At 41.6% G+C, this 26,278-nt stretch carries 26 protein-coding genes; 24 read left to right on the top strand and 2 right to left on the bottom strand.

Annotated elements, in window-relative coordinates:
- The first annotated feature begins 134 nt into the window (after positions 1-134).
- The 15 genes from rplA (at position 135) to whiA (ending at position 12,614) form a co-directional block, all read left to right on the top strand.
- A complete protein-coding gene (rplA, locus tag UKS_RS07450) occupies positions 135-824 on the top strand; it encodes a 50S ribosomal protein L1 (RefSeq protein WP_001085677.1) in 690 nt (229 codons plus the stop codon).
- Positions 825-1,004: 180 nt separating this feature from the next.
- Entirely contained in the window at positions 1,005-1,517 is a 513-nt protein-coding gene (locus UKS_RS07445; RefSeq protein WP_001049318.1) for an adenine phosphoribosyltransferase, read from the top strand.
- A 334-nt stretch (positions 1,518-1,851) separates the two neighbouring features.
- Positions 1,852-2,796 (top strand): homoserine O-acetyltransferase MetA, encoded by a 945-nt coding sequence (gene metA / locus UKS_RS07440; RefSeq protein ID WP_156012425.1) that lies wholly within the window; start codon positions 1,852-1,854, stop codon positions 2,794-2,796.
- An 8-nt stretch (positions 2,797-2,804) separates the two neighbouring features.
- On the top strand, positions 2,805-3,482 hold the full coding sequence (locus UKS_RS07435) for a DnaD domain-containing protein (RefSeq protein ID WP_156012422.1): 678 nt from the start codon (positions 2,805-2,807) through the stop codon (positions 3,480-3,482).
- A 97-nt stretch (positions 3,483-3,579) separates the two neighbouring features.
- A complete protein-coding gene (tpiA, locus tag UKS_RS07430; RefSeq protein WP_156012421.1) occupies positions 3,580-4,338 on the top strand; it encodes a triose-phosphate isomerase in 759 nt (252 codons plus the stop codon).
- A gap of 69 nt (positions 4,339-4,407) precedes the next feature.
- Positions 4,408-5,982 carry a choline binding-anchored murein hydrolase LytC gene (gene lytC, locus UKS_RS07425; RefSeq protein ID WP_443031388.1) on the top strand — a complete coding sequence of 525 codons (1,575 nt, stop codon included), beginning with the start codon at positions 4,408-4,410 and terminating at the stop codon, positions 5,980-5,982.
- Positions 5,983-6,209: 227 nt separating this feature from the next.
- Complete coding sequence (locus UKS_RS07420; protein ID WP_173020475.1) at positions 6,210-6,728, top strand: Dps family protein; 519 nt, start codon at positions 6,210-6,212, stop codon at positions 6,726-6,728.
- A gap of 130 nt (positions 6,729-6,858) precedes the next feature.
- Positions 6,859-7,365 carry a dihydrofolate reductase gene (locus UKS_RS07415; protein WP_156012417.1) on the top strand — a complete coding sequence of 169 codons (507 nt, stop codon included), beginning with the start codon at positions 6,859-6,861 and terminating at the stop codon, positions 7,363-7,365.
- Entirely contained in the window at positions 7,365-7,535 is a 171-nt protein-coding gene (locus tag UKS_RS07410) for a hypothetical protein (RefSeq protein WP_000442260.1), read from the top strand. The genes UKS_RS07415 and UKS_RS07410 overlap by 1 nt, the downstream gene beginning before the upstream one ends.
- Before the next feature lie 36 nt (positions 7,536-7,571).
- The gene (clpX, locus tag UKS_RS07405; RefSeq protein WP_156012415.1) at positions 7,572-8,804 is read left to right on the top strand and encodes an ATP-dependent Clp protease ATP-binding subunit ClpX; all 1,233 of its coding nucleotides are present in this window, start codon (positions 7,572-7,574) and stop codon (positions 8,802-8,804) included.
- Between the two features lie 8 nt (positions 8,805-8,812).
- Positions 8,813-9,400: a ribosome biogenesis GTP-binding protein YihA/YsxC gene (yihA, locus tag UKS_RS07400; RefSeq protein ID WP_156012413.1), complete on the top strand. Its 588-nt coding sequence runs from the start codon at positions 8,813-8,815 to the stop codon at positions 9,398-9,400.
- Positions 9,401-9,409: 9 nt separating this feature from the next.
- Positions 9,410-9,790, top strand: a complete 381-nt coding sequence (locus tag UKS_RS07395; RefSeq protein ID WP_156012411.1) for a RidA family protein — start codon at positions 9,410-9,412, stop codon at positions 9,788-9,790.
- Positions 9,791-9,841: 51 nt separating this feature from the next.
- Complete coding sequence (rapZ, locus tag UKS_RS07390; RefSeq protein WP_156012409.1) at positions 9,842-10,732, top strand: RNase adapter RapZ; 891 nt, start codon at positions 9,842-9,844, stop codon at positions 10,730-10,732.
- Positions 10,729-11,706 (top strand): YvcK family protein, encoded by a 978-nt coding sequence (locus UKS_RS07385; RefSeq protein WP_156012407.1) that lies wholly within the window; start codon positions 10,729-10,731, stop codon positions 11,704-11,706. The genes rapZ and UKS_RS07385 overlap by 4 nt, the downstream gene beginning before the upstream one ends.
- On the top strand, positions 11,703-12,614 hold the full coding sequence (gene whiA / locus UKS_RS07380) for a DNA-binding protein WhiA (RefSeq protein WP_156012405.1): 912 nt from the start codon (positions 11,703-11,705) through the stop codon (positions 12,612-12,614). Before UKS_RS07385 ends, whiA begins: the two co-directional genes overlap by 4 nt.
- Positions 12,615-12,648: 34 nt before the next feature.
- Here the strand turns inward: whiA and UKS_RS07375 are convergent, their stop codons facing one another.
- A complete protein-coding gene (locus UKS_RS07375; RefSeq protein WP_156012403.1) occupies positions 12,649-13,617 on the bottom strand; it encodes an NAD(P)/FAD-dependent oxidoreductase in 969 nt (322 codons plus the stop codon).
- Between the two features lie 138 nt (positions 13,618-13,755).
- On the opposite strand from UKS_RS07375, the gene cdaA reads away from it, so the two are divergent.
- The 8 genes from cdaA to UKS_RS07335 all read left to right on the top strand — a co-directional run bounded on the left by cdaA (position 13,756) and on the right by UKS_RS07335 (position 22,042).
- Complete coding sequence (gene cdaA, locus UKS_RS07370) at positions 13,756-14,613, top strand: diadenylate cyclase CdaA (RefSeq protein ID WP_117306695.1); 858 nt, start codon at positions 13,756-13,758, stop codon at positions 14,611-14,613.
- Positions 14,600-15,379: a CdaR family protein gene (locus UKS_RS07365; protein ID WP_156012401.1), complete on the top strand. Its 780-nt coding sequence runs from the start codon at positions 14,600-14,602 to the stop codon at positions 15,377-15,379. Before cdaA ends, UKS_RS07365 begins: the two co-directional genes overlap by 14 nt.
- A 23-nt stretch (positions 15,380-15,402) precedes the next feature.
- Positions 15,403-16,755: a phosphoglucosamine mutase gene (gene glmM / locus UKS_RS07360; RefSeq protein ID WP_049496708.1), complete on the top strand. Its 1,353-nt coding sequence runs from the start codon at positions 15,403-15,405 to the stop codon at positions 16,753-16,755.
- A gap of 73 nt (positions 16,756-16,828) precedes the next feature.
- Positions 16,829-17,203 carry a DUF1149 family protein gene (locus tag UKS_RS07355; RefSeq protein ID WP_156012399.1) on the top strand — a complete coding sequence of 125 codons (375 nt, stop codon included), beginning with the start codon at positions 16,829-16,831 and terminating at the stop codon, positions 17,201-17,203.
- A gap of 1 nt (position 17,204) precedes the next feature.
- Positions 17,205-18,053 (top strand): DegV family protein, encoded by an 849-nt coding sequence (locus UKS_RS07350; protein ID WP_156012397.1) that lies wholly within the window; start codon positions 17,205-17,207, stop codon positions 18,051-18,053.
- 157 nt (positions 18,054-18,210) lie between these two features.
- Complete coding sequence (gene dapB / locus UKS_RS07345; protein ID WP_156012395.1) at positions 18,211-18,978, top strand: 4-hydroxy-tetrahydrodipicolinate reductase; 768 nt, start codon at positions 18,211-18,213, stop codon at positions 18,976-18,978.
- The gene (locus UKS_RS07340; protein ID WP_156012393.1) at positions 18,975-20,174 is read left to right on the top strand and encodes a CCA tRNA nucleotidyltransferase; all 1,200 of its coding nucleotides are present in this window, start codon (positions 18,975-18,977) and stop codon (positions 20,172-20,174) included. Before dapB ends, UKS_RS07340 begins: the two co-directional genes overlap by 4 nt.
- The gene (locus UKS_RS07335; RefSeq protein ID WP_156012391.1) at positions 20,171-22,042 is read left to right on the top strand and encodes an ABC-F family ATP-binding cassette domain-containing protein; all 1,872 of its coding nucleotides are present in this window, start codon (positions 20,171-20,173) and stop codon (positions 22,040-22,042) included. Before UKS_RS07340 ends, UKS_RS07335 begins: the two co-directional genes overlap by 4 nt.
- 37 nt (positions 22,043-22,079) lie before the next feature.
- Here UKS_RS07335 and mntE read toward each other — a convergent pair whose 3' ends face one another.
- A complete protein-coding gene (mntE, locus tag UKS_RS07330) occupies positions 22,080-23,264 on the bottom strand; it encodes a CDF family manganese efflux transporter MntE (protein ID WP_156012390.1) in 1,185 nt (394 codons plus the stop codon).
- A gap of 307 nt (positions 23,265-23,571) precedes the next feature.
- Between mntE and UKS_RS07325 the strand changes: the two genes are divergently transcribed.
- On the top strand, positions 23,572-26,268 hold the full coding sequence (locus tag UKS_RS07325; RefSeq protein WP_156012388.1) for a cation-translocating P-type ATPase: 2,697 nt from the start codon (positions 23,572-23,574) through the stop codon (positions 26,266-26,268).
- Positions 26,269-26,278: the final 10 nt, after the last annotated feature.

Below are 26,278 nucleotides of genomic sequence, written 5' to 3'. Positions count from 1 at the left end.
TACTTGGGTACAGCAAGGGAGCTTAACAAAGTAGGAAAAGAATCTAATAGACTGAAAACCCGCAAGACTTCATCATTTCGAGAAGTGACGTGGGAGATGAAAATCGATTGAACCACTTACAAGGAGAATAGAAAATGGCTAAAAAAAGCAAACAACTTCGTGCTGCTCTTGAGAAAATCGACAGCACAAAAGCATACAGCGTAGAAGAAGCTGTAGCACTTGCAAAAGAAACTAACTTTGCAAAATTTGATGCAACTGTAGAAGTTGCTTACAACTTGAACATCGACGTTAAAAAAGCTGACCAACAAATCCGTGGAGCAATGGTATTGCCAAACGGTACTGGTAAAACTTCACGCGTTCTTGTTTTCGCACGTGGTGCAAAAGCTGAAGAAGCAAAAGCTGCTGGTGCAGACTTTGTTGGTGAAGATGACCTTGTTGCTAAAATCAACGACGGTTGGTTGGACTTCGATGTAGTTATCGCTACACCTGACATGATGGCTCTTGTTGGACGTCTTGGACGTGTCCTTGGACCACGTAACTTGATGCCAAACCCTAAAACTGGTACTGTAACAATGGATGTTGCTAAAGCAGTTGAAGAGTCTAAAGGTGGTAAAATCACTTACCGTGCTGACCGTGCAGGTAACGTTCAAGCAATCATTGGTAAAGTATCATTTGAAGCTGAAAAATTGGTTGAAAACTTCAAAGCTTTTAACGAAACAATTCAAAAAGTAAAACCAGCTACAGCTAAAGGAACTTACGTAACAAACTTGACTATCACAACGACTCAAGGTGTTGGTATCAAAGTTGACGTAAACTCACTTTAATCAGTAGTTTATATCAGAGAACGAGTGCGAAAGTGCTCGTTTTTTGCTTGGTTTTTCACCCAAAGAAGGAAGAACTGAGCTATTTTGCTCTTGACTTGAAAAAGGAAATGGAGTTTTGCTTTCTTCTTTTGAAGAAAATATGCTATAATAGGGAGTAAAAACTTTGAAAGAAAGAAAAAGATGAATTTAAAAGATTACATTGCAACAATTGAAAATTATCCAAAGGAGGGTATTACCTTCCGGGATATCAGTCCTTTGATGGCTGATGGAAATGCTTATAGCTACGCTGTTCGTGAAATTGTTCAGTATGCTACTGACAAGAAAATTGACATGATTGTAGGGCCTGAGGCTCGTGGATTTATCGTGGGTTGTCCAGTCGCTTTTGAGTTGGGAATTGGTTTTGCGCCTGTTCGTAAGCCAGGAAAATTGCCACGTGAAGTCATTTCTGCTGACTATGAAAAAGAGTATGGTGTTGATACCTTGACTATGCACGCGGATGCTATCAAGCCAGGTCAACGTGTTCTTATCGTAGATGACCTCTTGGCAACAGGTGGAACTGTTAAAGCAACCATCGAGATGATTGAGAAACTTGGCGGTGTTGTGGCAGGTTGTGCCTTCCTTGTTGAATTGGATGAGTTGAACGGCCGTGAAAAAATTGGTGACTACGATTACAAAGTTCTTATGCATTATTAATGAAAAACAGTCCCCAGGGCTGTTTTCTCTACATTAGGATATAAAAATAGACTATAGCTAGTTAGAGAAAAAGTATAATTGAAAACTATATCTTCTTGCAGTATAATAAAAGGACTAAGTGTTTGAGATTTAGTTTCATACTCAATGAAAATCAAAGAGCAAACTAGGAAACTAACCGCAGGCTGCTCAAAGTACAGCTTTGAGGTTGTGGATAGAACTGACGAAGTCAGTCACTATACGTACGGCAAGGCAACGTTGACGCGGTTTGAAGAGATTTTCGAAGAGTTTCAAACATATGCAATGATTCCTGAAAGAGTACAGTTAGGAGAGGGTTATGCCGATTCGAATTGATAAAAAATTACCAGCTGTTGAGATTTTGCGGACAGAGAATATCTTTGTCATGGATGATCAACGTGCGGCCCATCAAGATATCCGTCCTTTGAAGATTTTAATTTTAAATCTTATGCCACAGAAAATGGTCACAGAAACTCAGTTGTTACGCCATTTGGCGAATACGCCCTTGCAACTGAATATTGATTTTCTCTATATGGAGAGCCACCGTTCTAAAACAACTCGTTCAGAGCACATGGAGACTTTTTATAAAACCTTTTCTGAAGTCAAGGATGAGTATTTTGATGGAATGATTATCACAGGGGCTCCAGTTGAGCATTTACCATTTGAAGAAGTGGATTATTGGGAGGAATTCAGTCAGGTTCTTGAGTGGTCCAAAACCCATGTCTATTCGACCCTTCATATCTGCTGGGGGGCACAGGCTGGTCTCTATCTGCGTTATGGGGTGGAAAAATACCAGATGGACAGTAAGTTATCAGGTATCTATCCTCAGGATACTTTAAAAGAAGGGCATCTTCTCTTTAGAGGTTTTGACGATGGTTATGTTTCCCCTCATTCTCGACATACGGAGATTTCTAAGGAAGAAATCTTAAATAAAACCAATCTCGAGATTTTATCAGAGGGTCCTCAGGTTGGGGTTTCGATTTTGGCCAGTCGGGATTTACGAGAAATTTATAGTTTTGGGCATTTGGAATATGATCGTGATACCCTGGCAAAAGAGTATTTTAGGGATCGTGATGCAGGTTTAGATCCACATATTCCAGAAAATTACTTTAAGGATGATGATGTCAATCAGACTCCTTGTCTTTGTTGGTCTTCATCAGCAGCTCTCTTTTTCAGTAACTGGGTGAATTATGCGGTCTATCAGGAGACGCCTTTTGACTGGAGAAAAATAGAAGATGATGAATCTGCATTTGGGTATTTATAAGAGGAATTATGACATATTTAGACGCTTTTAAATCAGGGAACTTGGTTTTACCGAGTGCCCTGCTCTTGCATTTTAAGGAACTCTTTCCTTCTAGCGACGATTTTTTGGTCTGGCAATTTTTCTATTTGCAGAATACGACAGGCTTGGAAGAAATGTCCCCAAGCCAGATTGCTGAAAGGATTGGCAAGGAAATTTCGGATGTCAATCAGGCCATTTCCAATCTGACGGAGAGGGGACTACTTCAGTATCGAACCATCGAATTAAATGGTGAAATTGAATTGCTTTTTGATGCTAGTTTGGCATTGGAACGTTTGGATGACCTGCTTGGAGCAGCTCATTCGAGTTCAGACCAGTTAACACCTCAAAATCAGCTCAAGGATTTGGTGGAAACCTTCCAGCAGGAATTGGGGCGTTTATTGACTCCTTTTGAGATTGAGGATTTGACCAAGACACTAAAGGAAGATGGGACCAGTGCTGACTTGATTAAGGAAGCTCTTCGTGAAGCTGTTTTGAATGGCAAACCAAACTGGAAGTACATTCAGGCGATTTTGAGAAATTGGCGCCATGAAGGTATCAAAAGTGTGGCTCAAATCGAGGCTAAGCGGGCAGAGAGAGAAGCAAACAATCCTCAGTTGACACAGGTATCTACAGATTTCAGAAATGCCATGGATCTCTGGAAGGATTAATCCATGTAAGCAGGCTTGAATTCCGAGTAAGATTTGCAAGCTGTGTCTAATTGTGATAAAATAAATAGAAAATAAAATGAAAAAAGAGGTATGTGAAATGTCACGTAAACCATTTATCGCTGGTAACTGGAAAATGAACAAAAACCCAGAAGAAGCAAAAGCATTCGTTGAAGCTGTAGCATCAAAACTTCCTTCATCAGATCTTGTTGAAGCAGGTATCGCAGCTCCTGCAGTTGATTTGACAACTGTTCTTGCTGCTGCTAAAGGTTCAAACCTTAAAGTGGCTGCTCAAAACTGCTACTTTGAAAATGCTGGTGCTTTCACTGGTGAGACTAGCCCACAAGTTTTGAAAGAAATCGGTACTGACTACGTTGTGATCGGTCACTCAGAACGCCGTGACTACTTCCACGAAAAAGACGAAGATATCAACAAAAAAGCAAAAGCAATCTTTGCAAACGGAATGCTTCCAATCATCTGTTGTGGTGAAAGCCTTGAAACTTACGAAGCTGGTAAAGCTGCTGAGTTTGTAGGTGCTCAAGTCTCTGCTGCATTGGCTGGATTGACTGCTGAACAAGTTGCTGCCTCAGTTATCGCTTATGAGCCAATCTGGGCTATCGGTACTGGTAAATCAGCTTCACAAGACGATGCACAAAAAATGTGTAAAGTGGTTCGTGACGTTGTAGCTGCCGACTTCGGTCAAGAAGTTGCAGACAAAGTTCGTGTTCAATACGGTGGTTCTGTTAAACCTGAAAACGTTGCTTCATACATGGCTTGCCCAGACGTTGACGGTGCGCTTGTAGGTGGTGCGTCACTTGAAGCAGAAAGCTTCTTGGCTTTGCTTGACTTTGTAAAATAATTAGTAAGTAGCAAAAGCTAGGTGGAACAGCAGTCAAATGTCTGTTCCATTTTTTTAGGAGAGAAAAGATTGAAAATAAAGATTGGAAAAATTGGATTAGCAAGTGCCTTTTTGCTTGGATTGATCGTTAATCAGGTGGCTGCAAATGAAGCTGAAGCGAAAGCATCTTCGGAAGAAAGCAGTGTTCAAACTTCTGCTAGTAAGGTAGTAGAAAAGAAACTAGAAACGACTGCAAGTCAAAAAGAAGAGAAAAAGATTGAGACTTCTTCTAGTCAGCGTCTAGAGAAAAAGAAAGAAGTCAAAGAGACACAAGCTAGTAGTCAGAAAGAAGAAAGTAAGCAAAATTTAACATTGGCACACTGGGAAGGTGACTTCTATGTAAAAGCAGATAGTTCAAAAGCTAAGAGTGAGTGGGTTTACGATACTAGTTATAATAGCTGGTTCTACATAAAAGCAGATGGTCGGTATGCCCAAAAAGAATGGCATGGAAATTATTACCTCAAAGCGGGTGGTTACATGGCTAAAAATGAATGGGTTTATGATAGCAATTATAAAAGCTGGTTCTACCTTAAGTCAGACGGATCTTATTCAAATCAGGAATGGCAAAAAATCAATGGCAAATGGTACTATTTTAAGCAGTGGGGCTACATGGCTAAAAGTCAGTGGCAAGGAAATTATTACTTGAATGATCAAGGTGCAATGATGCATAATGAATGGCTTTACGACGATCATTATAATAGTCGGTTCTACCTTAAGGCAGATGGTTCTTATGCTAATGAACAATGGCAAAAGATTGATGGCAACTGGTATTATTTCAAGAAGTGGGGTTACATGGCTCAAGATGAGTGGCATGGAAACTACTATCTTACTGAAAGTGGTGCTATGGCAACAGGTGAGTTAATTATGGACGATACTCGCTATATTTTTGCCGATTCGGGGGAATTGAAAGAAAAGAAAGCCTTGAATGTTGGTTGGGTTTCTCGAAACGGACATCGCTATTTCTTTAACCATCGTGAAGAACAAGTCGGAACTGACCGTGCTAAGAAGGTGATTGATGTCAGTGAGCATAATGGCCACATTAGCGATTGGAAAAAGGTTATCCAGGAAAATGGGGTTGATGGTGTTATTGTTCGCTTAGGATACAGTGGTGTAGAAGATAAGGAATTGGCCTATAATATTCAGGAATTTAATCGACTCGGCATTCCTTACGGTGTATATCTTTATACCTATGCAGAAAATGAAACAGATGCTGAGGATGATGCTGAGCAGACTATTGAACTCTTAAAGAAATACAAGATGAACTTATCTTATCCAATCTATTATGATGTTGAAAACTGGGAATATGGAAATAAATCTAAGAAAGCTCCAACAGATACAGATACTTGGGTTAAAATCATCGATAAGTATATGGAAACCATGAAAAAAGCAGATTACCAAAATGTAAAAGTTTATAGCTATCGTCAGCTTCTGCAAACCCGTTTAAATCATCCAAATATTTTACAACATGTAAACTGGGTTGCAGCCTATACAGATGCGCTTGATTGGAATAATCCTCACTATTCAGGAGAAAAAGGATGGCAATATACTTCATCAGGCTCTCTTAAAGGGATTCGAGGACGTGTGGATGTCAGCGTCTGGTATTAGGCCGTAAACTAATAAAGGAGTGTACAAAATTGTATGCTCTTCTTTATTTTTTGTCTGTTAAGAGTTTGAAAGCAACTGTGTTTACTTCTAAAAAATTCTTAAATTATCAGTCTATTGCAACTTTTCTCATGTGAGTCATTTTACTTGCTATTGGTTCTCCTTAGTAGTATACTAAGGTAGTAATCAGTAAGAAGTGGTTACAAATAATAATGAATGAGGTAAGAAGAATGGTAGAATTGAAAAAAGAAGCAGTAAAAGACGTAGCAACATTATCTAAACCAGCAGCTGAAGTGCTTGTAAATACAAAGAAAATTTTGAATCAAGCAGTAGCAGATTTGTATGTAGCTCATATTGCTCTTCATCAAGTACACTGGTACATGCGTGGACGTGGTTTTATGGTATGGCATCCAAAAATGGATGAGTACATGGATGCTCTTGATGGTCATTTAGATGAAATCAGCGAACGCTTGATTACACTCGGTGGTAAACCATACTCTACTTTGACAGAATTCCTTCAACACAGCGAAATCGAAGAAGAAGTTGGAGAGTTTCGCAATGTTGAAGAAAGTTTGGAACGTGTCCTTGAAATTTATCGTTATCTCATCACTCTTTTCCAAAAAGCTTTGGATGTGACAGATGAAGAAGGCGATGATGTAACCAATGATATCTTTGTTGGAGCTAAGGATGACCTTGAAAAAACAGTCTGGATGCTTGCGGCAGAATTAGGACAAGCACCTGGTTTGTAAGAAATAATAGCAATATAGATAAATCTGTAAGAAGTTTCTTACAGATTTTTTCTATTCTGTAGGCTATTCCAAACCAGCCTTTTTTCGAGTTTTTTGATAAAATAGTACTATCAGTGAAAAGGATGGAAGCATGACTAAGAAAATTGTAGCTATTTGGGCACAGGATGAAGAAGGTGTGATTGGTAAGGACAATCGTCTGCCTTGGCATTTACCAGCAGAACTGCAACACTTCAAAGAAACAACTCTGAATCATGCTATCTTGATGGGGCGCGTGACCTTTGATGGGATGGGGCGTCGCTTGCTTCCAAAACGCGAGACCTTGATTTTGACTCGTAATCCAGAAGAAAAGATAGATGGGGTTGCTACTTTTCAGGATGTCCAGGCTGTTCTCGACTGGTATCAGGCTCAAGAAAAGAATCTCTATATTATTGGTGGGAAGCAGATTTTTCAGGCTTTTGAACCCTATTTGGATGAAGTAATTGTCACTCAAATCCATGCTCGGGTGGAAGGAGATACTTATTTCCCTGAAGAGTTTGACTTGTCCCTTTTTGAGACAGTTTCAAGCAAATTTTACGCCAAAGATGAGAAAAATCCTTATGATTTTACCATCCAATACCGCAAGAGAAAGGAAGTCTAATGGAACGTAGTATATTTGGTTTTTTCACAGCCATGCTGTGTTTGGTCTGCTTACTTGCAGGAGCACAGGCATTTCGTAAAAAGCGTTATGGACTTTCTGTCCTGCTCTGGTTAAATGCATTTACCAATTTGGTTAATAGTATCCATGCTTTTTACATGACCTTATTTTAGATAGAATGACAGTATAGAATAGAACGGAAGGAAATCATGCCTACAAATAGGAATAATGATATGATGGTTTATTGCTCATTTTGTGGCAAAAGCCAAGAAGAAGTACAAAAAATAATCGCAGGCAACAACGCCTTTATCTGTAATGAATGTGTGGAGTTGGCTCAGGAAATTATTCGGGAGGAGTTGGCTGAGGAAGTCTTGGCAGACTTGTCTGAAGTTCCAAAACCAATCGAACTTCTCAATATCTTGAACCACTATGTAATCGGTCAAGATCGTGCCAAACGTGCCTTGGCAGTTGCAGTTTATAACCACTACAAACGCATCAATTTCCATGATACACGCGAAGAGTCAGAAGATGTGGATTTGCAGAAGTCAAACATCTTGATGATTGGCCCAACTGGTTCAGGGAAAACATTCCTTGCTCAAACCCTTGCTAGAAGTTTGAATGTTCCATTTGCGATTGCAGATGCGACAGCCTTGACGGAAGCTGGTTATGTGGGTGAGGACGTGGAAAATATCCTCCTCAAACTCTTGCAAGCTGCTGACTTTAACATCGAGCGTGCAGAGCGTGGTATTATCTACGTGGATGAAATTGATAAGATTGCCAAGAAGAGCGAGAATGTGTCTATTACACGTGATGTTTCTGGTGAAGGGGTGCAACAAGCCCTCCTCAAGATTATTGAAGGAACTGTAGCTAGCGTACCTCCTCAAGGCGGACGTAAACATCCACAACAAGAAATGATTCAAGTGGACACTAAGAATATCCTTTTTATCGTGGGTGGTGCCTTTGATGGAATCGAAGAAATTGTCAAGCAGCGTTTGGGTAAAAAAGTCATTGGTTTCGGGCAAAACAGCAAGACCATTGACGAAAACAGTTCTTACATGCAAGAAATCATCGCAGAAGATATTCAAAAATTTGGGATTATCCCTGAGTTGATTGGACGCTTGCCTGTCTTTGCAGCTCTGGAGCAATTGACTGTTGATGACTTGGTTCGTATCTTGAAAGAGCCACGAAATGCTTTGGTCAAACAATACCAGGCCTTGCTTTCTTATGATGATGTCGAGTTGGAATTTGACGACGAAGCCCTTCAAGAGATTGCTAATAAGGCCATCGAACGTAAGACAGGAGCGCGTGGTCTTCGCTCCATTATCGAAGAAACCATGCTGGACATTATGTTTGAAGTACCGAGTCAGGAAAATGTGAAATTGGTCCGCATCACAAAAGAAGCTGTCGATGGAACGGATAAACCAATCCTAGAAACAGCCTAGAGGTGACTATGGAACTTAATACACACAATGCAGAAATCTTGCTCAGTGCGGCTAATAAGTCTCATTATCCACAGGATGAACTACCAGAGATTGCCCTAGCAGGGCGTTCAAATGTTGGTAAATCGAGCTTTATCAATACCATGCTCAATCGAAAAAATCTAGCTCGTACCTCTGGAAAACCAGGAAAAACACAACTACTAAATTTCTTTAATATTGATGATAAGATGCGTTTTGTAGATGTGCCTGGCTACGGTTATGCCCGTGTTTCCAAAAAGGAACGAGAAAAGTGGGGACGCATGATTGAGGAGTACTTAACGACTCGGGAAAATCTCCGTGCGGTGGTCAGTCTGGTGGACCTCCGTCATGACCCATCAGCAGATGATGTGCAGATGTACGAATTTCTCAAGTACTATGAGATTCCGGTTATCATCGTTGCGACTAAAGCAGACAAGATTCCGCGTGGTAAATGGAACAAGCACGAATCAGCAATTAAAAAGAAATTAAACTTTGATCCAAGTGATGACTTCATCCTTTTTTCATCTGTCAGCAAGGCAGGGATGAATCAAGCTTGGGATGCAATCTTAGAAAAATTGTGAGGAATACAAATGGCAAAAACAATTCATACAGATAAGGCCCCAAAGGCTATCGGACCATATGTTCAAGGAAAAATCGTTGGCGATCTTTTGTTTGCTAGCGGTCAAGTTCCCCTCTCCCCTGAAACTGGGGAAATCGTAGGAGAAACGATCCAAGAACAGACAGAACAAGTCATGAAAAACATTGGAGCTATTTTAGCAGAAGCGGGAACAGATTTTGACCATGTTGTAAAAACAACTTGCTTTTTGAGTGATATGAACGACTTTGTACCTTTCAATGAGGTATACGAAACAGCCTTTAATAAGGAATTTCCAGCTCGTTCAGCTGTAGAAGTAGCTCGTCTTCCTCGCGATGTAAAAGTCGAAATTGAAGTTATCGCAGAGATTAGATAAGCGAGTTGAAGTTTGGTTTTTCCAAACTTCTTTTGATATAAGGAGAAAATGATGACAAAGAAACAACTTCACCTGGTGATTGTGACAGGAATGAGTGGTGCAGGAAAAACTGTAGCCATTCAATCCTTTGAGGATTTAGGATATTTTACCATTGATAATATGCCGCCTGCCCTCTTACCAAAATTTTTGCAGTTGGTTGAGACCAAGGATGACGACCACAAGTTAGCCCTAGTTATTGATATGCGTAGCCGTTCTTTCTTCTCAGAGATTCAGGCTGTCTTGGATGAATTGGAAGACCAAGATGATTTGGACTTCAAGATTCTCTTTTTGGATGCAGCAGATAAGGAATTGGTGGCACGCTATAAGGAAACTAGAAGAAGTCACCCTCTAGCTGCTGATGGTCGTATTTTGGACGGGATCAAGTTGGAACGCGAACTCTTGGCACCCTTGAAAAATATGAGTCAAAACGTAGTAGACACAACAGAGTTAACTCCCCGTGAACTTCGTAAGACGATTGCAGAGCAATTTTCAGATCAAGAACAAGCCCAGACTTTCCGTATCGAAGTCATGTCTTTCGGGTTTAAATACGGCATTCCGATTGATGCGGATTTGGTCTTTGATGTCCGATTCTTGCCAAATCCCTACTACCTACCAGAACTACGTAATAAAACGGGTGTGGATGAACCAGTTTATGACTATGTCATGAATCATCCTGAGTCAGAAGATTTTTATCAGCATTTATTGGCCTTGATTGAGCCAATTCTGCCAAGTTACCAAAAGGAGGGTAAGTCCGTTTTGACCATTGCCATGGGTTGTACGGGTGGACAACACCGTAGTGTAGCCTTTGCTAAACGCTTGGCGCAAGACTTATCCAAGACTTGGCCTGTCAATGAAGGGCATCGCGATAAAGACCGAAGAAAGGAAACGGTAAACCGTTCATGAGAAAACCAAAGATAACGGTGATTGGTGGAGGTACTGGGATCCCCGTCATTCTTAAAAGTCTGCGTGAAAAAGATGTGGAAATCGCTGCTATCGTAACGGTGGCAGATGATGGTGGTTCATCAGGTGAACTGCGTAAAAATATGCAGCAGTTGACGCCACCTGGCGATCTTCGTAATGTCCTTGTGGCCATGTCAGATATGCCAAAGTTCTATGAGAAAGTCTTTCAGTATCGCTTTTCTGAGGATGCGGGAGCCTTTGCTGGTCATCCATTGGGAAATCTCATTATCGCTGGTCTGTCAGAAATGCAGCGTTCAACCTATAATGCCATGCAGTTACTGAGCAAATTTTTCCATACAACTGGGAAGATTTATCCTTCTAGTGACCATCCTTTGACCCTGCATGCAGTCTTTCAGGATGGGACAGAAGTGGTTGGAGAGAGTCATATTGCAGACCATTCAGGAATGATCGACCATGTCTATGTGACCAATACCTTCAACGACGATACGCCTCTGGCCAGCCGTCGAGTAGTGCAGACCATTCTTGAAAGTGACATGATTGTCCTTGGACCCGGTTCCCTCTTTACCTCGATTTTACCCAATATCGTGATCAAGGAAATTGGGCAGGCGCTTTTGGAAACCAAAGCAGAAATCGCCTATGTCTGCAATATCATGACTCAACGTGGAGAGACGGAACACTTTACAGATAGTGACCACGTGGAGGTCTTGCATCGTCACCTTGGCAGACCTTTTATCAACACTGTCTTGGTGAATATCGAAAAAGTGCCTCAGGAATACATGGATTCCAATCGATTTGATGAATACTTGGTGCAGGTGGAACATGATTTTGCTGGTCTTAGTAAGCAAGTTCCGCGCGTGATTTCATCCAACTTCCTTCGTTTGGAAAATGGAGGTGCCTTCCACGATGGGAATTTGATCGTGGACGAATTGATGCGCATCATACAGGTGAGAAAATGAGTTTCACAGTAGCAGTAAAAGAAGAAATTCTAGGTCAGCACCATCTAAGCCGGCATGAATTATCTGCCATTATCAAGATGTCTGGTAGTATCGGTCTCTCGACTTCGGGCCTGACCTTGTCTGTCGTGACAGAAAATGCCAAATTAGCTCGTCACCTCTATGAGTCCTTTCTCCATTTCTATGAAATCAAATCGGAAATCCGACACCACCAAAGAAATAATCTTCGCAAGAATCGGGTCTATACCGTTTTTACAGATGAAAAGGTGCAGGACTTGTTAAGTGATTTGCACTTAGCGGACTCCTTCTTTGGCCTTGAAACGGGTATTGATGAGGCGATTTTATCAGACGAGGAAGCAGGCCGTGCCTATCTCTGTGGTGCTTTCTTGGCAAATGGGAGCATTCGTGACCCTGAGTCAGGCAAGTATCAGTTGGAAATCAGTTCTGTATATCTTGACCACGCGCAAGGGCTTGCCTCACTTCTCCAGCAGTTTTTACTAGATGCTAAGGTGCTTGAGCGCAAGAAGGGAGCTGTGACCTATCTCCAGCGAGCCGAAGACATTATGGATTTTCTGATAGTAATCGGAGCTATGCAGGCGCGTGATGATTTTGAGCGAGTTAAGATTTTACGAGAGACTCGTAACGACCTCAATCGGGCCAATAATGCTGAAACGGCGAATATTGCTCGGACAGTTTCTGCCAGCATGAAGACCATCAACAATATCAGCAAAATTAAAGATATCATGGGACTAGAGAATTTGCCAGTGGATTTGCAGGAAGTGGCTCGCTTGCGGATTCAGCACCCAGACTACTCTATCCAGCAGTTGGCAGATAGTCTCAGCACTCCCCTTACAAAAAGTGGTGTCAACCACAGACTAAGAAAGATAAACAAATTAGCCGATGAATTATAAAACCACGAATCCTATGTGACTCGTGGTTCTTTTTTTATAAACTAGTAGAGTGTTTTGGTTGCACTTTTTGCTCAGGGTCGATGTAGTTGATGGCGTTGTTAACAGCGGTTGGTGCTTCTCCAAGCCCTGTCGCAATCAGATCAATTTTTCCGTCATAGTAGCAGCAATCACCGATAGCATAGATACCTGCTTGGCTAGATTCTTGCTTGCTATTGACGATAATCTTGTGGCGGTTAAGGTCCAGACCCCAGTTTTTAAGGTTACCAACAGAAGATTTGAAACCATAGTTGACAAAGAGATGGTCTACTTCGATCGTTTCGGTTTTATCAGATTTTACTTTTGTGATTTCTAGTTTATCGAGTGTTCTTCCATCTCCAAGGAGTTGACTTGGGATAAAAGGTGTTTTGATGGTTACAGATGATTCCTGTAAGGCTTGAACACTGTGTTCCAAGGCACGGAAATTATCTCTGCGGTGAACAAGGGTAGTTGGTGCGATTTTTTCAAAAGCCAAAGCCCAATCCACAGCTGAGTCTCCCCCACCAAGAATCGTCACTTTCTTACCAGCGTATTGCTGAATGTTGGAAACGTGGTAATGGATATTTTCATAGCTCTCAACGTCTTCTAGCTCCAGCGGACGTGGTTTAAAGGCACCGCCACCCATTGCGATGATAACTGTTTTAGTCAGGTGACTTCCTTTAGAAGTTGTAATGCCAAAGCCTTCTTCTTGTTTTTCAATCTCAAGAACCGTTTCATTGAGATGAATAGGGGTGTCAAAGCCTTTTAGCTGTTCAATTAAGCGGTTGGTCAACTCTTCTCCAGTCAAGTTTGGGAATCCCGGTACGTCTAAAATTTCCTTTTCAGGGTAGAGAATAGCAGGTTGTCCACCTAGTTGGGGAAGAGAATCGATGATTTTGACCTTGGCTTGGCGTAGGTGGGCATAAAAGGCTGCAAAAAGCCCGACAGGACCGCCACCTACAATAGTGATATCATAGAGTTGAGACATGGTTTCTCCTTTGTTTTATTCTATTCAGTTTATTTTATCATATTTTTACTTAATTTAAAATGAAGTAGGATAGGGAAAAAAATGCCAGAAAAATGGTATAATAGAGAGGAACGTGTTTGAACAGAGAGGAGACAGCAGATGAACTTTCAACAATTATCCAATCTACAATATTGGACTAGCTTGTTTTCTAGCCCTTGGAGTATTGCTATCAATGTGTTTGATATTTTGATTGTGACCTATATTTTATATCGTTTTACAAAAGCGATAGCTGGTACCAAGATTATGATTTTGGTGCGGGGGGTCGTGATCTTTGTATTAGCCCAGGTTGTGGCCAATATCCTTGGTTTAACAACGATTTCTTGGTTGATTAATCAGATTATCACTTATGGAGTCATCGCTGCAGTTGTTATCTTCTCTCCAGAGATTCGGACTGGTTTGGAACGTTTGGGAAGGGCGACAGATTTCTTTTCTACTACTCAAATTAGTGCAGAGGAGCAAATGATTCGTGCCTTTGTCAAGTCGGTTGAATATATGAGTCCTCGTAAGATTGGTGCTTTGGTTGCTATCCAACGAGTTCGGACCTTGCAAGAATATATTGCTACAGGAATTCCCTTGGATGCCAATATTTCAGCTGAACTCCTTATTAATATCTTTATCCCCAACACTCCCCTACACGATGGTGCTGTGATTATCAGAGGAAATCGAATTGCAGTCACCTCTGCTTATCTGCCCTTAACAGAAAGCACAGGGATTTCCAAGAAATTTGGGACCAGACACCGGGCGGCGATTGGTTTATCTGAAGTGTCCGATGCCTTGACCTTCATCGTCTCAGAGGAAACAGGTGGTATTTCGATTACTTACAATGGGGTCTTCAAGCATGATTTAACGATTGAAGAATTTGAAGCAGAGTTACGAACAATTCTTTTGCCAGCTGTTGAGGAAAAAGATAGTTTCAAGGATCGTTTGCTAGGAGGTTGGAAATATGAGAAAAAATAGTTTATATATCATTTCATCTCTCTTTTTTGCTTGTGTCTTATTCATCTATGCAACGTCGACTAACTTTCAAAATAGCAATACCGCAAGGCAGGTCAAATCAGAAACCTACACCAATACGATAACGAACGTTCCTATCGATATTCACTATGATAATGACCAGTATTTCATAAGTGGATTTGCATCAGAGGTTTCAGTTGTGCTGACAGGTGCCAATCGTGTAACCTTGGCCAGTGAAATGCAGGAAAGCACTCGTAAGTTTAAGGTCACAGCGGATTTGACAGATGCTAGTGTTGGAACGATTGAAGTTCCCTTGAATATTGAAAATCTTCCAAATGGAATGACTGCTGTGGCAACGCCTCAAAAGATTACAGTGAAAGTTGGGAAGAAGGTTAAGCGTGATGGAATGATTGTTGTGCCACAAGTTGACCAAAGCCAGATTGATCCCAAGATACAAATTGATAGTATAACTGTATCAAATGAACAGGTTTCTGTCACAACTGACCAAGAAACATTAGTTAAGATTGACAAAGTTATTGCACTTTTACCAACCAGCGAACACATAACAGGTAATTACAGTGGTTCAGTACCTTTGCAAGCAATCGACCGCAATGGTGTTGTTTTACCAGCAGTGATCACTCCGTTCGATACAACAATGAAGGTGACTACAAAACCAGTAGCACCAAGTTCAAGCACATCAAATTCAACTACAAGCAGTTCATCGGAGACATCTTCGTCAACGAAAGCAACTAGTTCAAAAACGAATTAAAAATAGAAAAAGGATTTTATAAAATGGGTAAATATTTTGGGACTGATGGAGTCCGTGGAGAAGCTAACGTAGAATTAACGCCAGAATTAGCTTTTAAATTGGGACGTTTTGGAGGTTATGTTCTCAGTCAACATACAACTGAAGCACCAAAAGTTTTTGTAGGACGTGACACTCGCATCTCAGGTCAAATGCTTGAAGCAGCTTTGATTGCTGGCCTCCTTTCAGTTGGCATTCACGTTTATAAGCTTGGAGTTCTTGCAACACCAGCAGTAGCTTATCTTGTTAAAACAGGAGGTGCAAGCGCAGGTGTCATGATTTCAGCTAGTCACAACCCAGCTCTTGATAATGGAATCAAATTCTTTGGTGGTGATGGCTTTAAACTAGACGATGACAAAGAAGCAGAAATCGAAGCCTTGCTAGATGCCAGTGACGATACTCTCCCACGTCCAAGTGCAGAAGGCTTGGGTACGGTTGTTGACTACCCAGAAGGTTTACGTAAGTATGAAGCCTATCTTGTTTCAACTGGAACCCCTCTTGAAGGGATGAAGGTGGCCTTGGATACTGCCAATGGTGCAGCTTCTACAAGTGCCCGTCAAATCTTTGCAGACCTAGGTGCTCAATTAACAGTTATTGGTGAAACACCGGATGGCCTTAACATCAACTTGAACGTTGGCTCAACTCACCCAGAAGCCCTTCAAGAAGTAGTCAGAGAAAGCGGCTCAGCTATTGGTTTGGCCTTTGACGGAGACAGTGACCGTTTGATTGCTGTTGATGAAAATGGAGATATCGTTGATGGTGACAAGATTATGTACATCATCGGGAAATACCTTTCTGAAAAAGGACAATTGGCTCAAAATACAATTGTGACAACTGTGATGTCTAACCTTGGTTTCCACAAGGCCTTGGACCGCGAAGGCATTAACAAGGCAGTCACTGCAGTTGGTGACCGCTATGTTGTTGAAGAAATGAGAAAATCAGGCTACAATCTTGGTGGTGAACAGTCTGGTCATGTCATCTTGATGGATTACAATACAACAGGTGATGGTCAACTTTCAGCAGTTCAATTGACTAAGATCATGCAAGAAACAGGTAAGAGCTTATCAGAGTTAGCAGCAGAAGTAACCATCTATCCACAAAAATTGGTCAATATCCGAGTGGAAAATGCCATGAAGGAAAAGGCTATGGAAGTACCAGCTATCAAGGTTATCATCGAGAAGATGGAAGAAGAAATGGCAGGGAATGGTCGTATCCTTGTTCGCCCAAGTGGAACAGAGCCCCTCTTGCGTGTTATGGCAGAAGCGCCTACAACAGAAGAAGTAGACTATTATGTTGATACCATCGCTGACGTAGTTCGAGCTGAAATCGGGATTGACTAAATCCTAGAAAACTAGATGAAAATAAAAAATTATGGTACAATAGCATATAATATTGTAGCCGAGGGAGAAAGATATGAATCTTAAACGTGAACAAGAATTTGTTAGTCAGTATCATTTTGATGCGCGTAATTTTGAATGGGAAAATAAAAATGGAGCTCCTGAAACTAAGGTAGATGTGAACTTCCAATTGATTCAACATGATCAAGAGAATCAAGTGACTTCCTTGATTGTTGTCTTGAGTTTTATGATTGTATTTGATAAATTTGTCATCAGTGGAACCATTTCACAAGTGAACCATATCGATGGTCGTATTGTCAATGAACCCAGTGAATTGAACCAAGAAGAAGTTGAAACCTTGGCTCGTCCGTGTTTGAACATGCTCAACCGTTTGACTTACGAAGTAACTGAAATTGCATTAGACTTACCAGGAATCAATTTGGAGTTCTAATATGAAATTAGCTGTTATCACAGATTCCTCTGCCTATCTCAGTGTAGAGACCTTGCAAAGAGAAGATTTATTTGTCTTGGATATTCCTGTCAATATTGATGGTGAGGAGTATGTCGAAGGTGTAAATCTAACTGCTCAAGAATTTTATGAAAAAATGGCTTCAGCAAGCGAATTGCCAAAAACGAGCCAACCAAGTATTGCCAAGTTAGATGAGATTCTAACTTCTCTCAAAGAACAAGGTTATACACACGCTTTGGGACTTTTCCTATCTTCTGGAATTTCAGGTTTTTACCAAAATATCCAGTATATGGTCGATGATTATGAGGGTTTAACCATTGCCTTTCCTGATACTCGTATTACAAGCGCTCCCCTAGGCTATATGGTTGAGAGTGTCTTAAAATGGGCCGAGCAAGGAGATGGCTTTGAGTCTATCTTAGATAGAGTAACTGAACAGATTGAAAATACCGCAGCCTTTATCATGGTGGATGATCTTGACCATCTAGTTAAGGGGGGACGACTCTCTAATGGTGCGGCTATTTTGGGGAATCTCCTTAGTATCAAGCCAATCCTATACTTCAATGACCAAGGTGTGATAGAAGTATATGAAAAGGTTCGTACAGAGAAAAAGGCTACAAAACACTTAGTTGAAATTGGTAAAGAAGCAATAGCTAATGGGAATTACCAAATTACTGTCATTCACGGGAATGCTCCTCAAAAAGCAGCAGATTTGCGCCAGCTTTTAATCGATAGTGGAGTGGCTACAGATGTTTCAATTGCAACCTTCGGTAGTGTTATTGGGACTCACCTGGGAGAAGGAAGTATTGCTTTAGGTTATACACCAATCGTCTAGATTGTTCTTACAGGCTTTGTATCTTAGAAATTGAACACGGACTACCTGCCTCTTGAAAAAAGATGCCTGTCTTGCCTTTCGTGGAAAGTCAGCGCCATTCCCTATTTTTCATGGGCAGCTAACGTCCTTTGTATCTTAAATAGGAGTAGAGATTGAGATGAGTATTCGAGTAATTATTGCTGGTTTTAAGGGAAAGATGGGTCAAGCTGCTTGCCAGATGGTCTTGGCTGATCCAGAACTTGAACTGGTAGCAGTTTTGGATCCTTTTGAGTCTGAGTCAGAATGGCAGGGAATTCCTGTCTTTAATGATAAGGCTGATTTAGCAGGCTTTAAAGCGGATGTTTGGGTGGATTTTACAACTCCAGCTGTTGCCTATGAGAATACACGCTTTGCTCTTGAAAATGGATTTGCTCCAGTAGTTGGAACGACAGGTTTCACTAGTCAAGAGATTGAAAAACTAAAAGAATTTTCTCGTTCTAAAAACTTGGGTGGTTTGATTGCTCCAAATTTTGCCTTGGGTGCTGTCTTGCTCATGCAATTTGCGGCACAAGCTGCAAAGTACTTCCCAAATGTGGAGATTATTGAACTTCACCATGACAAGAAAAAAGATGCGCCGAGCGGAACAGCTATTAAAACAGCTGAATTGATGGCTCAAGTCCGTGAGCCTATCCAACAAGGTGCTAGTGATGAGGAAGAACTCATTACTGGAGCTCGTGGTGCCGACTTTGATGGTATGCGTATCCACTCAGTTCGTTTGCCAGGTCTTGTGGCTCATCAGGAAGTTATTTTTGGAAATCAGGGAGAAGGATTGACCCTACGTCATGACTCCTATGATCGCAGCTCCTTCATGACAGGGGTGAATTTGGGAATCAAAGAAGTTGTCAAGCGTCATGAGCTTGTCTATGGATTAGAACACTTATTATGAGATTAACACAAATGCCTTCTGAATTTCAGAAGGCTTTACCAGTATTAGAAAAAATTAAAGAAGCAGGCTTTGAAGCTTATTTTGTTGGAGGCTCTGTTAGGGATGCCTTACTCCATCGTCCCATCCATGATGTGGATATTGCGACTTCATCTTATCCAGAAGAGACCAAGCAGATTTTTCCACGGACAGCTGACATTGGCATTGAGCACGGAACAGTTTTGGTTTTAGATGGAGATGAAGAGTACGAAGTAACCACTTTTAGAACTGAGGATGTCTATGTTGACTATCGTAGACCTAGTGCAGTTTCCTTTGTTCGTTCGTTAGAAGAGGACCTCAAACGACGTGATTTCACAGTCAATGCCTTTGCCTTGGATGAGATGGGAAAAATCATTGATTTGTTCAATGGTTTGAGAGATCTAGAAAATCAAGTTTTACGAGCAGTTGGTGTAGCTAGTGAGCGTTTCAACGAAGATGCTTTGCGGATTATGCGTGGTTTCCGTTTTCAGGCCAGTCTTGGCTTTGAGCTTGAACAAGAAACCTTTGAAGCTATGAAGACCCTGACGCCACTTTTGGAAAAAATTTCTGTGGAGCGTACCTTTGTCGAGTTTGATAAACTTTTGCTGGCTCCCTTTTGGAGAAGGGGCTTGGCTTCCATGATTGAGAGTCAAGCTTATGATTATCTTCCTGATATGGCTGGTAGTCATAAGAACCTCCAATCTTTATTTGATTTAGATGCTGATTTTACCTTTGAATCTTCTGAACAAGCCTGGGCTGCACTTTTATGGGTTTTAGAAGTGGAAGATGCTCAACAATTTTTGAAACATTGGAAAACTTCGCGTCAATTCGCTAGGCAAATTCAAGATTTACTTACGATCTTAGAACTTCGTGAAGAAGGGGAACTAAGCAAGCGCGATTGTTACCGTTTTGATTTAGATTTGCTTTTACAGGCTGAAAATCTTCGTCAGGCTCAAGGAAAAGAAGTCAATCCACAGGCTATCGAAGAGACATACCACAGCTTAACCATCCATGATAAGAAAGAGATTCAAATCAATGGTGGGATTTTGATCAAAGAATATGGCTATCAGCCAGGACCAGAAATGGGAGAAATTTTAACAGAGATTGAGTATGCCATTGTCGATGGAGAATTGGAAAATGACAGTCAAGCCATCCATGAATACCTGAGGGAGAAAAAATGAGTGATTTTATCGTTGAAAAACTAAGTAAATCCGTTGGAGACAAGACTGTCTTTAAGGATATTTCCTTTATCATCCATGACTTGGATAGAATCGGTCTTATCGGTGTCAATGGAACAGGAAAGACGACCTTATTAGATGTTCTTTCAGGCGTTTCTGGTTTTGATGGTGACGTAAGCCCTTTTTCGGCAAAAAATGATTACAAAATTGGCTACTTGACCCAGGACCCAGATTTTGATGATAGCAAGACTGTCTTGGATACTGTTCTATCAAGTGATTTGAAAGAAATCCAGCTGATCCGTGAGTATGAATTGCTCATGCTCAACTACAGTGAGGATAAGCAAGCGCATTTGGAACGGGTTATGGCGGAGATGGATTCTCTCCAAGCTTGGGAAATTGAGAGTCAGGTCAAGACCGTTCTCAGCAAGTTGGGAATCCAGGATTTGTCGACTCCAGTTGGAGCTCTTTCAGGTGGTTTGCGAAGACGGGTTCAGTTGGCACAAGTGCTGCTAGGAAATCACGACCTTTTGCTTTTGGATGAGCCAACTAACCATCTGGATATTGCAACTATTGAGTGGCTGACCCTCTTTTTGAAAAATTCTAAGATGACCGTCCTTTTTATCACCCATGACCGTTATTTCCTAGACGCTTTGTCAACTCGGATTTTTGAATTGGATAGAGGTGGATTAACCGAGTATCAGGGTAATTACCAGGACTATATTCGCCTTAAGGCGGATCAGGACGAGCGGGATGCAGCTCTTCTCCACAAGAAGGAACAACTTTATAAGCAAGAATTGGCCTGGATGCGCAGACAACCTCAGGCGCGTGCGACCAAGCAGCAGGCTCGTATCAATCGTTTCCATGACCTGAAAAAAGAAGTTTCAGGTGGCATTGCTGAAACAGACTTGACCATGAACTTTGAAACCAGTCGAATTGGGAAGAAAGTTATCGAGTTTAAGGATGTTTCCTTTGCCTATGACGATAAACCGATTCTGAAACATTTTAATCTTTTGGTACAAGCCAAAGACCGTATTGGAATCGTTGGGGATAACGGTGTTGGAAAATCAACCCTGCTTAACCTGATTGCAGGAAGTCTTGAGCCGACAGCAGGTCAAGTTGTAATTGGTGAAACGGTTCGCATCGCTTATTTCTCTCAGCAAATTGAGAGCTTGGATGAAAGTAAGCGAGTGATCAATTACTTGCAGGAAGTGGCAGAAGAGGTCAAGACCAGCGGTGGTTCTACGACTTCCATTGCAGAGTTGCTAGAGCAGTTCCTCTTCCCACGTTCGACTCATGGAACCTTGATTGAGAAATTGTCTGGTGGAGAGAAAAAACGCCTCTATCTCCTCAAACTGCTTTTGGATAAACCAAATGTTCTTCTCTTGGACGAACCGACAAATGACCTAGACATTGCAACCTTAACAGTTCTAGAAAATTTCTTGCAAGGCTTTGCTGGTCCAGTTTTGACCGTTAGTCACGATCGCTATTTCCTTGATAAGGTAGCGACCAAGATTCTGGCCTTTGAAGATGGCAAGATTCGTCCTTTCTTCGGACATTACACTGACTATCTTGATGAAAAGGCCTTTGAAGCAGAAACGAAAAGCCAAGTTCAAAAGGCCGAAAAGGAGAAAGTGGTTAAGGTCCGTGAAGACAAGAAACGCATGACCTACCAAGAAAAGCAGGAGTGGGCAAGTATTGAAGGTGATATTGAAGCCTTGGAAAACCGTATCGCTGCGATTGAAGAGGAGATGCAGGCCAATGGTTCTGACTTTGGCAAACTGGCTACTCTTCAAAAAGAACTAGATGAGAAAAACGAAGCACTTCTTGAAAAATACGAACGCTATGAGTATCTCAGTGACTTTGATAGCTAGAAGAATAGAAAAATCCCGTCTCATGGACAGGATTTCTCTATTCTTTTTTGGTTTCTTGATGAAAGATATTTTGCCAAGTTTCGTGGCGACGCCAGATACTTGTGTGGATGATACCATCTAACTCATAGCTGATGAGTTTGGTCTTTTGACTGATGGAAGTGATTTGAATATCCTTGATAGCGGAATTCAAGTCTTTTTCGGCTTTATAGGCTTCTTTATTAATCTGCTCTCCATCTTGGCGAATATAGACAAAATCATCAGCCAAGAGTTCTTCCAATTGATTTCCTTGGTCAATCAATTGCTCTCGCATGAGCAATTTTTTATAGACATTGTCTAAAATTTCATCCTCAGGGATAGGCGCAGGTTCGATGTGGACATCGGTATCAAAGACTCCAAATCGTTCTTCTAGCATAGACTCGACCTGATCCGCGATTTCATGACTCTCAAAAACAGACAGGTCAGGATTCATTTCTAGCGTAATATCCAGGTAGATGTTGCTACCGTAGGTTCGACCTCTTTGAGATTTAACCTTGTTGATTTTGGGAATTTCCATAATGGCTTTTTGATAGTCCTCGAGCAGACGGTCGTCAAAGCCATCTGAAAGGCTAAAGGAAGACTCGATGAAGATATCATAGGCAGTTTTCAAGATAAAGAAAGTGATGATGATAGCGACCAGTTTATCCACAATTGGATAATTGAAACTGCTGGCCAGAATGGCAATGGTAGTACCCAGTGAGGTAACAGCATCAGAAAGATTGTCCTTGGCGGCAGCCTTTAGTGCCTTGGAGTTGGATTTTTTACTGAGGTCAGTATTGTAGAGATAAACTAGAAACATAATCACTGCAGAAATGATTCCTAGAGTTGCACCAAGAGGATCAATGACCGTTTCTTCCCGGCTGAGAATCTTCTGAATGGTATCCCTTAGTACATCAAAGCCAACATAGAACATGATGATGGAAGTGATTAAGCTAGCCAAATCTTCAATCTTCCAGTGGCCAAAACGGTGGTCTCGGTCAGCAGGTTGGCGGGCCATTCGAATGCCGATCAAGAGAGCCACATTTCCAATGATATCCGATACGTTGTTGAAACCATCGGCCACTAAACTGGATGAATGAAGAAGATGACCAGTTGCTAATTTTGCTGCAGACAAGATTAAATAGGTCGAAATACTGATAATGGCCCCACGCTCAGCTAACTTGAGGTTTGAGATAGATTGCTTCATTCAACTTCCTTTCTAGTCACATAGCATTCTACTATTATACTGATTTTCAAGGGAAAATTCAAATAAGGCAGTTTTTACTCTTTGAAAGTTGTTTAAAATTTGGTATAATAGAACTACTCAAGGGAGTAGCTGGCAGAAACCTGTGATAGTGTCGTCATTCCGAATTTTATACTGAAAAGTATGCTTTCCGGCCCTATCTTAAACAGCGAGACTTGTTATGATTAACAGGTCTCTTTTTGTTTGTCGTGAAAAGATGCGATGAGGGAAAAGAGAGTCTGTTTTGCACACAATGTCAAGGAGGAGACACATGTCAAAAAAACAAAAACGCCAAGCGTTTTACACTCAGAGTCCTGAAGAGGTCTTGCAGGCTGTGGATGCGACCGAGCAAGGTTTGTCATCAAGTGAGGCGGAAAAGCGCCTTGCTGAATTTGGCCACAATGAACTCGAAGAAGGTGAGAAACGATCAATCCTGGTCAAATTCATAGAGCAGTTTAAGGATTTGATGATTATCATCCTAGTTGCAGCGGCTATTTTATCAGTCGTGACTTCTGGTGGGGAAGATATCGCAGATGCTATCATCATCCTAGCCGTAGTTATCATCAACGCTGCCTTTGGTGTTTACCAAGAAGGAAAAGCTGAAGAAGCCATCGAAGCACTAAAATCCATGTCTAGTCCAGCTGCCCGCGTTCTTCGTGATGGGCACATGGCTGAGATTGATTCTAAAGAATTGGTACCAGGTGATATCGTAGCTCTCGAAGCTGGTGATGTAGTACCTGCAGACCTACGTTTGCTTGAAGCCAACTCTCTTAAAATCGAAGAAGCTGCCCTGACAGGTGAGTCTGTGCCAGTAGAAAAAGACTTGTCAGTCGAGCTTACTGCAGACGCTGGTATTGGTGACCGTGTCAACATGGCCTTCCAAAACTCTAACGTAACCTATGGTCGTGGGATGGGTGTTGTTGTCAATACTGGTATGTATACTGAAGTTGGTCACATCGCAGGTATGCTTCAAGATGCAGATGAGACAGATACACCACTTAAACAAAACTTGAACAACCTTTCTAAGGTCTTGACTTATGCAATTTTGGTCATTGCCCTAGTTACTTTTGTTGTAGGTGTCTTTATTCAAGGAAAAGATCCACTAGGTGAGTTGATGACCTCTGTTGCCCTTGCCGTTGCGGCTATCCCAGAAGGGCTCCCAGCTATCGTAACGATCGTTCTTGCCCTTGGTACTCAAGTTTTGGCCAAACGAAACTCTATCGTTCGTAAGTTGCCAGCAGTAGAAACACTTGGTTCAACTGAAATTATCGCTTCTGATAAGACTGGTACGCTGACCATGAACAAGATGACCGTTGAAAAAGTCTTCTACGATGCAGTCCTACATGACTCAGCTGATGATATTGAACTGGGTCTTGAAATGCCCCTACTTCGTTCAGTTGTATTGGCCAATGATACTAAAATCGATGTGGAAGGCAACCTGATTGGTGACCCAACCGAAACAGCCTTCATTCAGTATGCCTTGGACAAGGGCTACGATGTCAAAGGATTTTTAGACAAATACCCTCGTGTGGCTGAGTTGCCATTTGACTCTGACCGTAAGCTCATGTCAACGGTTCACCCGTTGCCAGATGGTCGTTTCCTTGTAGCAGTCAAGGGTGCGCCAGATCAACTTTTGAAACGTTGTGTTCTTCGTGATAAGGCTGGGGATATTGCTCCGATTGATGAGAAGGTTACAAACCTCATTCACACAAATAACTCTGAAATGGCTCATCAAGCCTTGCGTGTCCTTGCAGGTGCTTATAAGATTATTGACAGTATTCCAGAAAATCTTACTTCTGAAGAGCTTGAAAATGATTTAATCTTCACTGGTTTAATCGGGATGATTGACCCTGAACGTCCTGAAGCTGCTGAGGCTGTTCGTGTGGCTAAGGAAGCGGGAATTCGTCCAATCATGATCACAGGTGACCATCAAGACACTGCAGAAGCTATTGCTAAACGTTTGGGAATCATCGCTGCAAATGATACCGAAGGCCACGTTTTAACTGGTGCTGAGCTCAACGAACTGTCAGATGAAGACTTTGAAAAAGTAGTTGGTCAATACTCTGTTTATGCGCGTGTGTCTCCAGAGCACAAGGTTCGTATCGTCAAGGCTTGGCAAAAACAAGGTAAGGTCGTTGCTATGACAGGTGACGGTGTCAATGATGCGCCAGCTCTGAAAACAGCCGATATCGGTATCGGTATGGGAATCACTGGTACAGAGGTTTCTAAGGGAGCTTCTGACATGATTCTTGCGGATGATAACTTTGCGACTATTATCGTCGCAGTTGAAGAAGGACGTAAGGTCTTCTCAAACATTCAAAAGACCATTCAGTACCTACTTTCTGCCAATACTGCTGAAGTATTAACCATCTTCTTATCAACCTTGTTTGGTTGGGACGTCTTGCAGCCAGTTCATCTTTTGTGGATCAACTTGGTAACAGATACCTTCCCAGCTATCGCTCTTGGTGTTGAACCTGCTGAGCCTGGTGTCATGAACCATAAACCACGTGGACGCAAGGCAAGCTTCTTCTCAGGTGGTGTTTTGAGTTCTATCATCTATCAAGGTGTACTCCAAGCAGCTATTGTTATGAGTGTTTATGGTCTTGCGATTGCTTACCCAGTTCATGTGGGTGACAATCATGCCATTCATGCAGATGCTCTAACTATGGCCTTTGCAACCCTTGGTTTGATTCAGCTCTTCCATGCCTACAATGTCAAATCTGTCTACCAATCCATCTTGACAGTTGGCCCATTCAAGTCTAAGACCTTCAACTGGTCCATCTTGGTATCCTTCATCCTTCTCATGGCAACAATCGTTGTAGAACCGCTTGAAGGAATCTTCCATGTAACGAAACTAGACTTGTCACAATGGGGAATCGTCATGGCTGGTAGCTTCTCAATGATTATCATCGTCGAAATTGTTAAGTTTGTTCAACGTAAACTTGGCTTTGATAAGAATGCGATTTAAGGGAGGTTTC

The organism is Streptococcus sp. 116-D4 (assembly GCF_009731465.1).
GTDB classification, from domain to species: Bacteria; Bacillota; Bacilli; order Lactobacillales; family Streptococcaceae; genus Streptococcus; species Streptococcus pseudopneumoniae_E.
Note: the sequence above shows the minus strand (reverse complement) of the source record. Positions and strands in the feature narration are given on the sequence as shown.

Excerpts from the sequence above, each read along its gene's own strand:
- UKS_RS07325 (WP_156012388.1), top strand. The coding sequence starts at position 23,572 with ATGTCAAAAAAACAAAAACGCCAAGCGTTTTACACTCAGAGTCCTGAA.
- metA (WP_156012425.1), top strand. The coding sequence starts at position 1,852 with ATGCCGATTCGAATTGATAAAAAATTACCAGCTGTTGAGATTTTGCGG.
- glmM (WP_049496708.1), top strand. The coding sequence starts at position 15,403 with ATGGGTAAATATTTTGGGACTGATGGAGTCCGTGGAGAAGCTAACGTA.
- clpX (WP_156012415.1), top strand. The coding sequence starts at position 7,572 with ATGCCTACAAATAGGAATAATGATATGATGGTTTATTGCTCATTTTGT.
- UKS_RS07375 (WP_156012403.1), bottom strand. The coding sequence starts at position 13,617 with ATGTCTCAACTCTATGATATCACTATTGTAGGTGGCGGTCCTGTCGGG.
- dapB (WP_156012395.1), top strand. The coding sequence starts at position 18,211 with ATGAGTATTCGAGTAATTATTGCTGGTTTTAAGGGAAAGATGGGTCAA.
- UKS_RS07385 (WP_156012407.1), top strand. The coding sequence starts at position 10,729 with ATGAGAAAACCAAAGATAACGGTGATTGGTGGAGGTACTGGGATCCCC.
- UKS_RS07435 (WP_156012422.1), top strand. The coding sequence starts at position 2,805 with ATGACATATTTAGACGCTTTTAAATCAGGGAACTTGGTTTTACCGAGT.
- mntE (WP_156012390.1), bottom strand. The coding sequence starts at position 23,264 with ATGAAGCAATCTATCTCAAACCTCAAGTTAGCTGAGCGTGGGGCCATT.
- UKS_RS07445 (WP_001049318.1), top strand. The coding sequence starts at position 1,005 with ATGAATTTAAAAGATTACATTGCAACAATTGAAAATTATCCAAAGGAG.
- UKS_RS07365 (WP_156012401.1), top strand. The coding sequence starts at position 14,600 with ATGAGAAAAAATAGTTTATATATCATTTCATCTCTCTTTTTTGCTTGT.
- whiA (WP_156012405.1), top strand. The coding sequence starts at position 11,703 with ATGAGTTTCACAGTAGCAGTAAAAGAAGAAATTCTAGGTCAGCACCAT.
- UKS_RS07410 (WP_000442260.1), top strand. The coding sequence starts at position 7,365 with ATGGAACGTAGTATATTTGGTTTTTTCACAGCCATGCTGTGTTTGGTC.
- yihA (WP_156012413.1), top strand. The coding sequence starts at position 8,813 with ATGGAACTTAATACACACAATGCAGAAATCTTGCTCAGTGCGGCTAAT.
- UKS_RS07415 (WP_156012417.1), top strand. The coding sequence starts at position 6,859 with ATGACTAAGAAAATTGTAGCTATTTGGGCACAGGATGAAGAAGGTGTG.
- tpiA (WP_156012421.1), top strand. The coding sequence starts at position 3,580 with ATGTCACGTAAACCATTTATCGCTGGTAACTGGAAAATGAACAAAAAC.
- UKS_RS07335 (WP_156012391.1), top strand. The coding sequence starts at position 20,171 with ATGAGTGATTTTATCGTTGAAAAACTAAGTAAATCCGTTGGAGACAAG.
- UKS_RS07355 (WP_156012399.1), top strand. The coding sequence starts at position 16,829 with ATGAATCTTAAACGTGAACAAGAATTTGTTAGTCAGTATCATTTTGAT.
- cdaA (WP_117306695.1), top strand. The coding sequence starts at position 13,756 with ATGAACTTTCAACAATTATCCAATCTACAATATTGGACTAGCTTGTTT.
- rapZ (WP_156012409.1), top strand. The coding sequence starts at position 9,842 with ATGACAAAGAAACAACTTCACCTGGTGATTGTGACAGGAATGAGTGGT.
- UKS_RS07395 (WP_156012411.1), top strand. The coding sequence starts at position 9,410 with ATGGCAAAAACAATTCATACAGATAAGGCCCCAAAGGCTATCGGACCA.
- rplA (WP_001085677.1), top strand. The coding sequence starts at position 135 with ATGGCTAAAAAAAGCAAACAACTTCGTGCTGCTCTTGAGAAAATCGAC.
- UKS_RS07350 (WP_156012397.1), top strand. The coding sequence starts at position 17,205 with ATGAAATTAGCTGTTATCACAGATTCCTCTGCCTATCTCAGTGTAGAG.
- UKS_RS07340 (WP_156012393.1), top strand. The coding sequence starts at position 18,975 with ATGAGATTAACACAAATGCCTTCTGAATTTCAGAAGGCTTTACCAGTA.
- UKS_RS07420 (WP_173020475.1), top strand. The coding sequence starts at position 6,210 with ATGGTAGAATTGAAAAAAGAAGCAGTAAAAGACGTAGCAACATTATCT.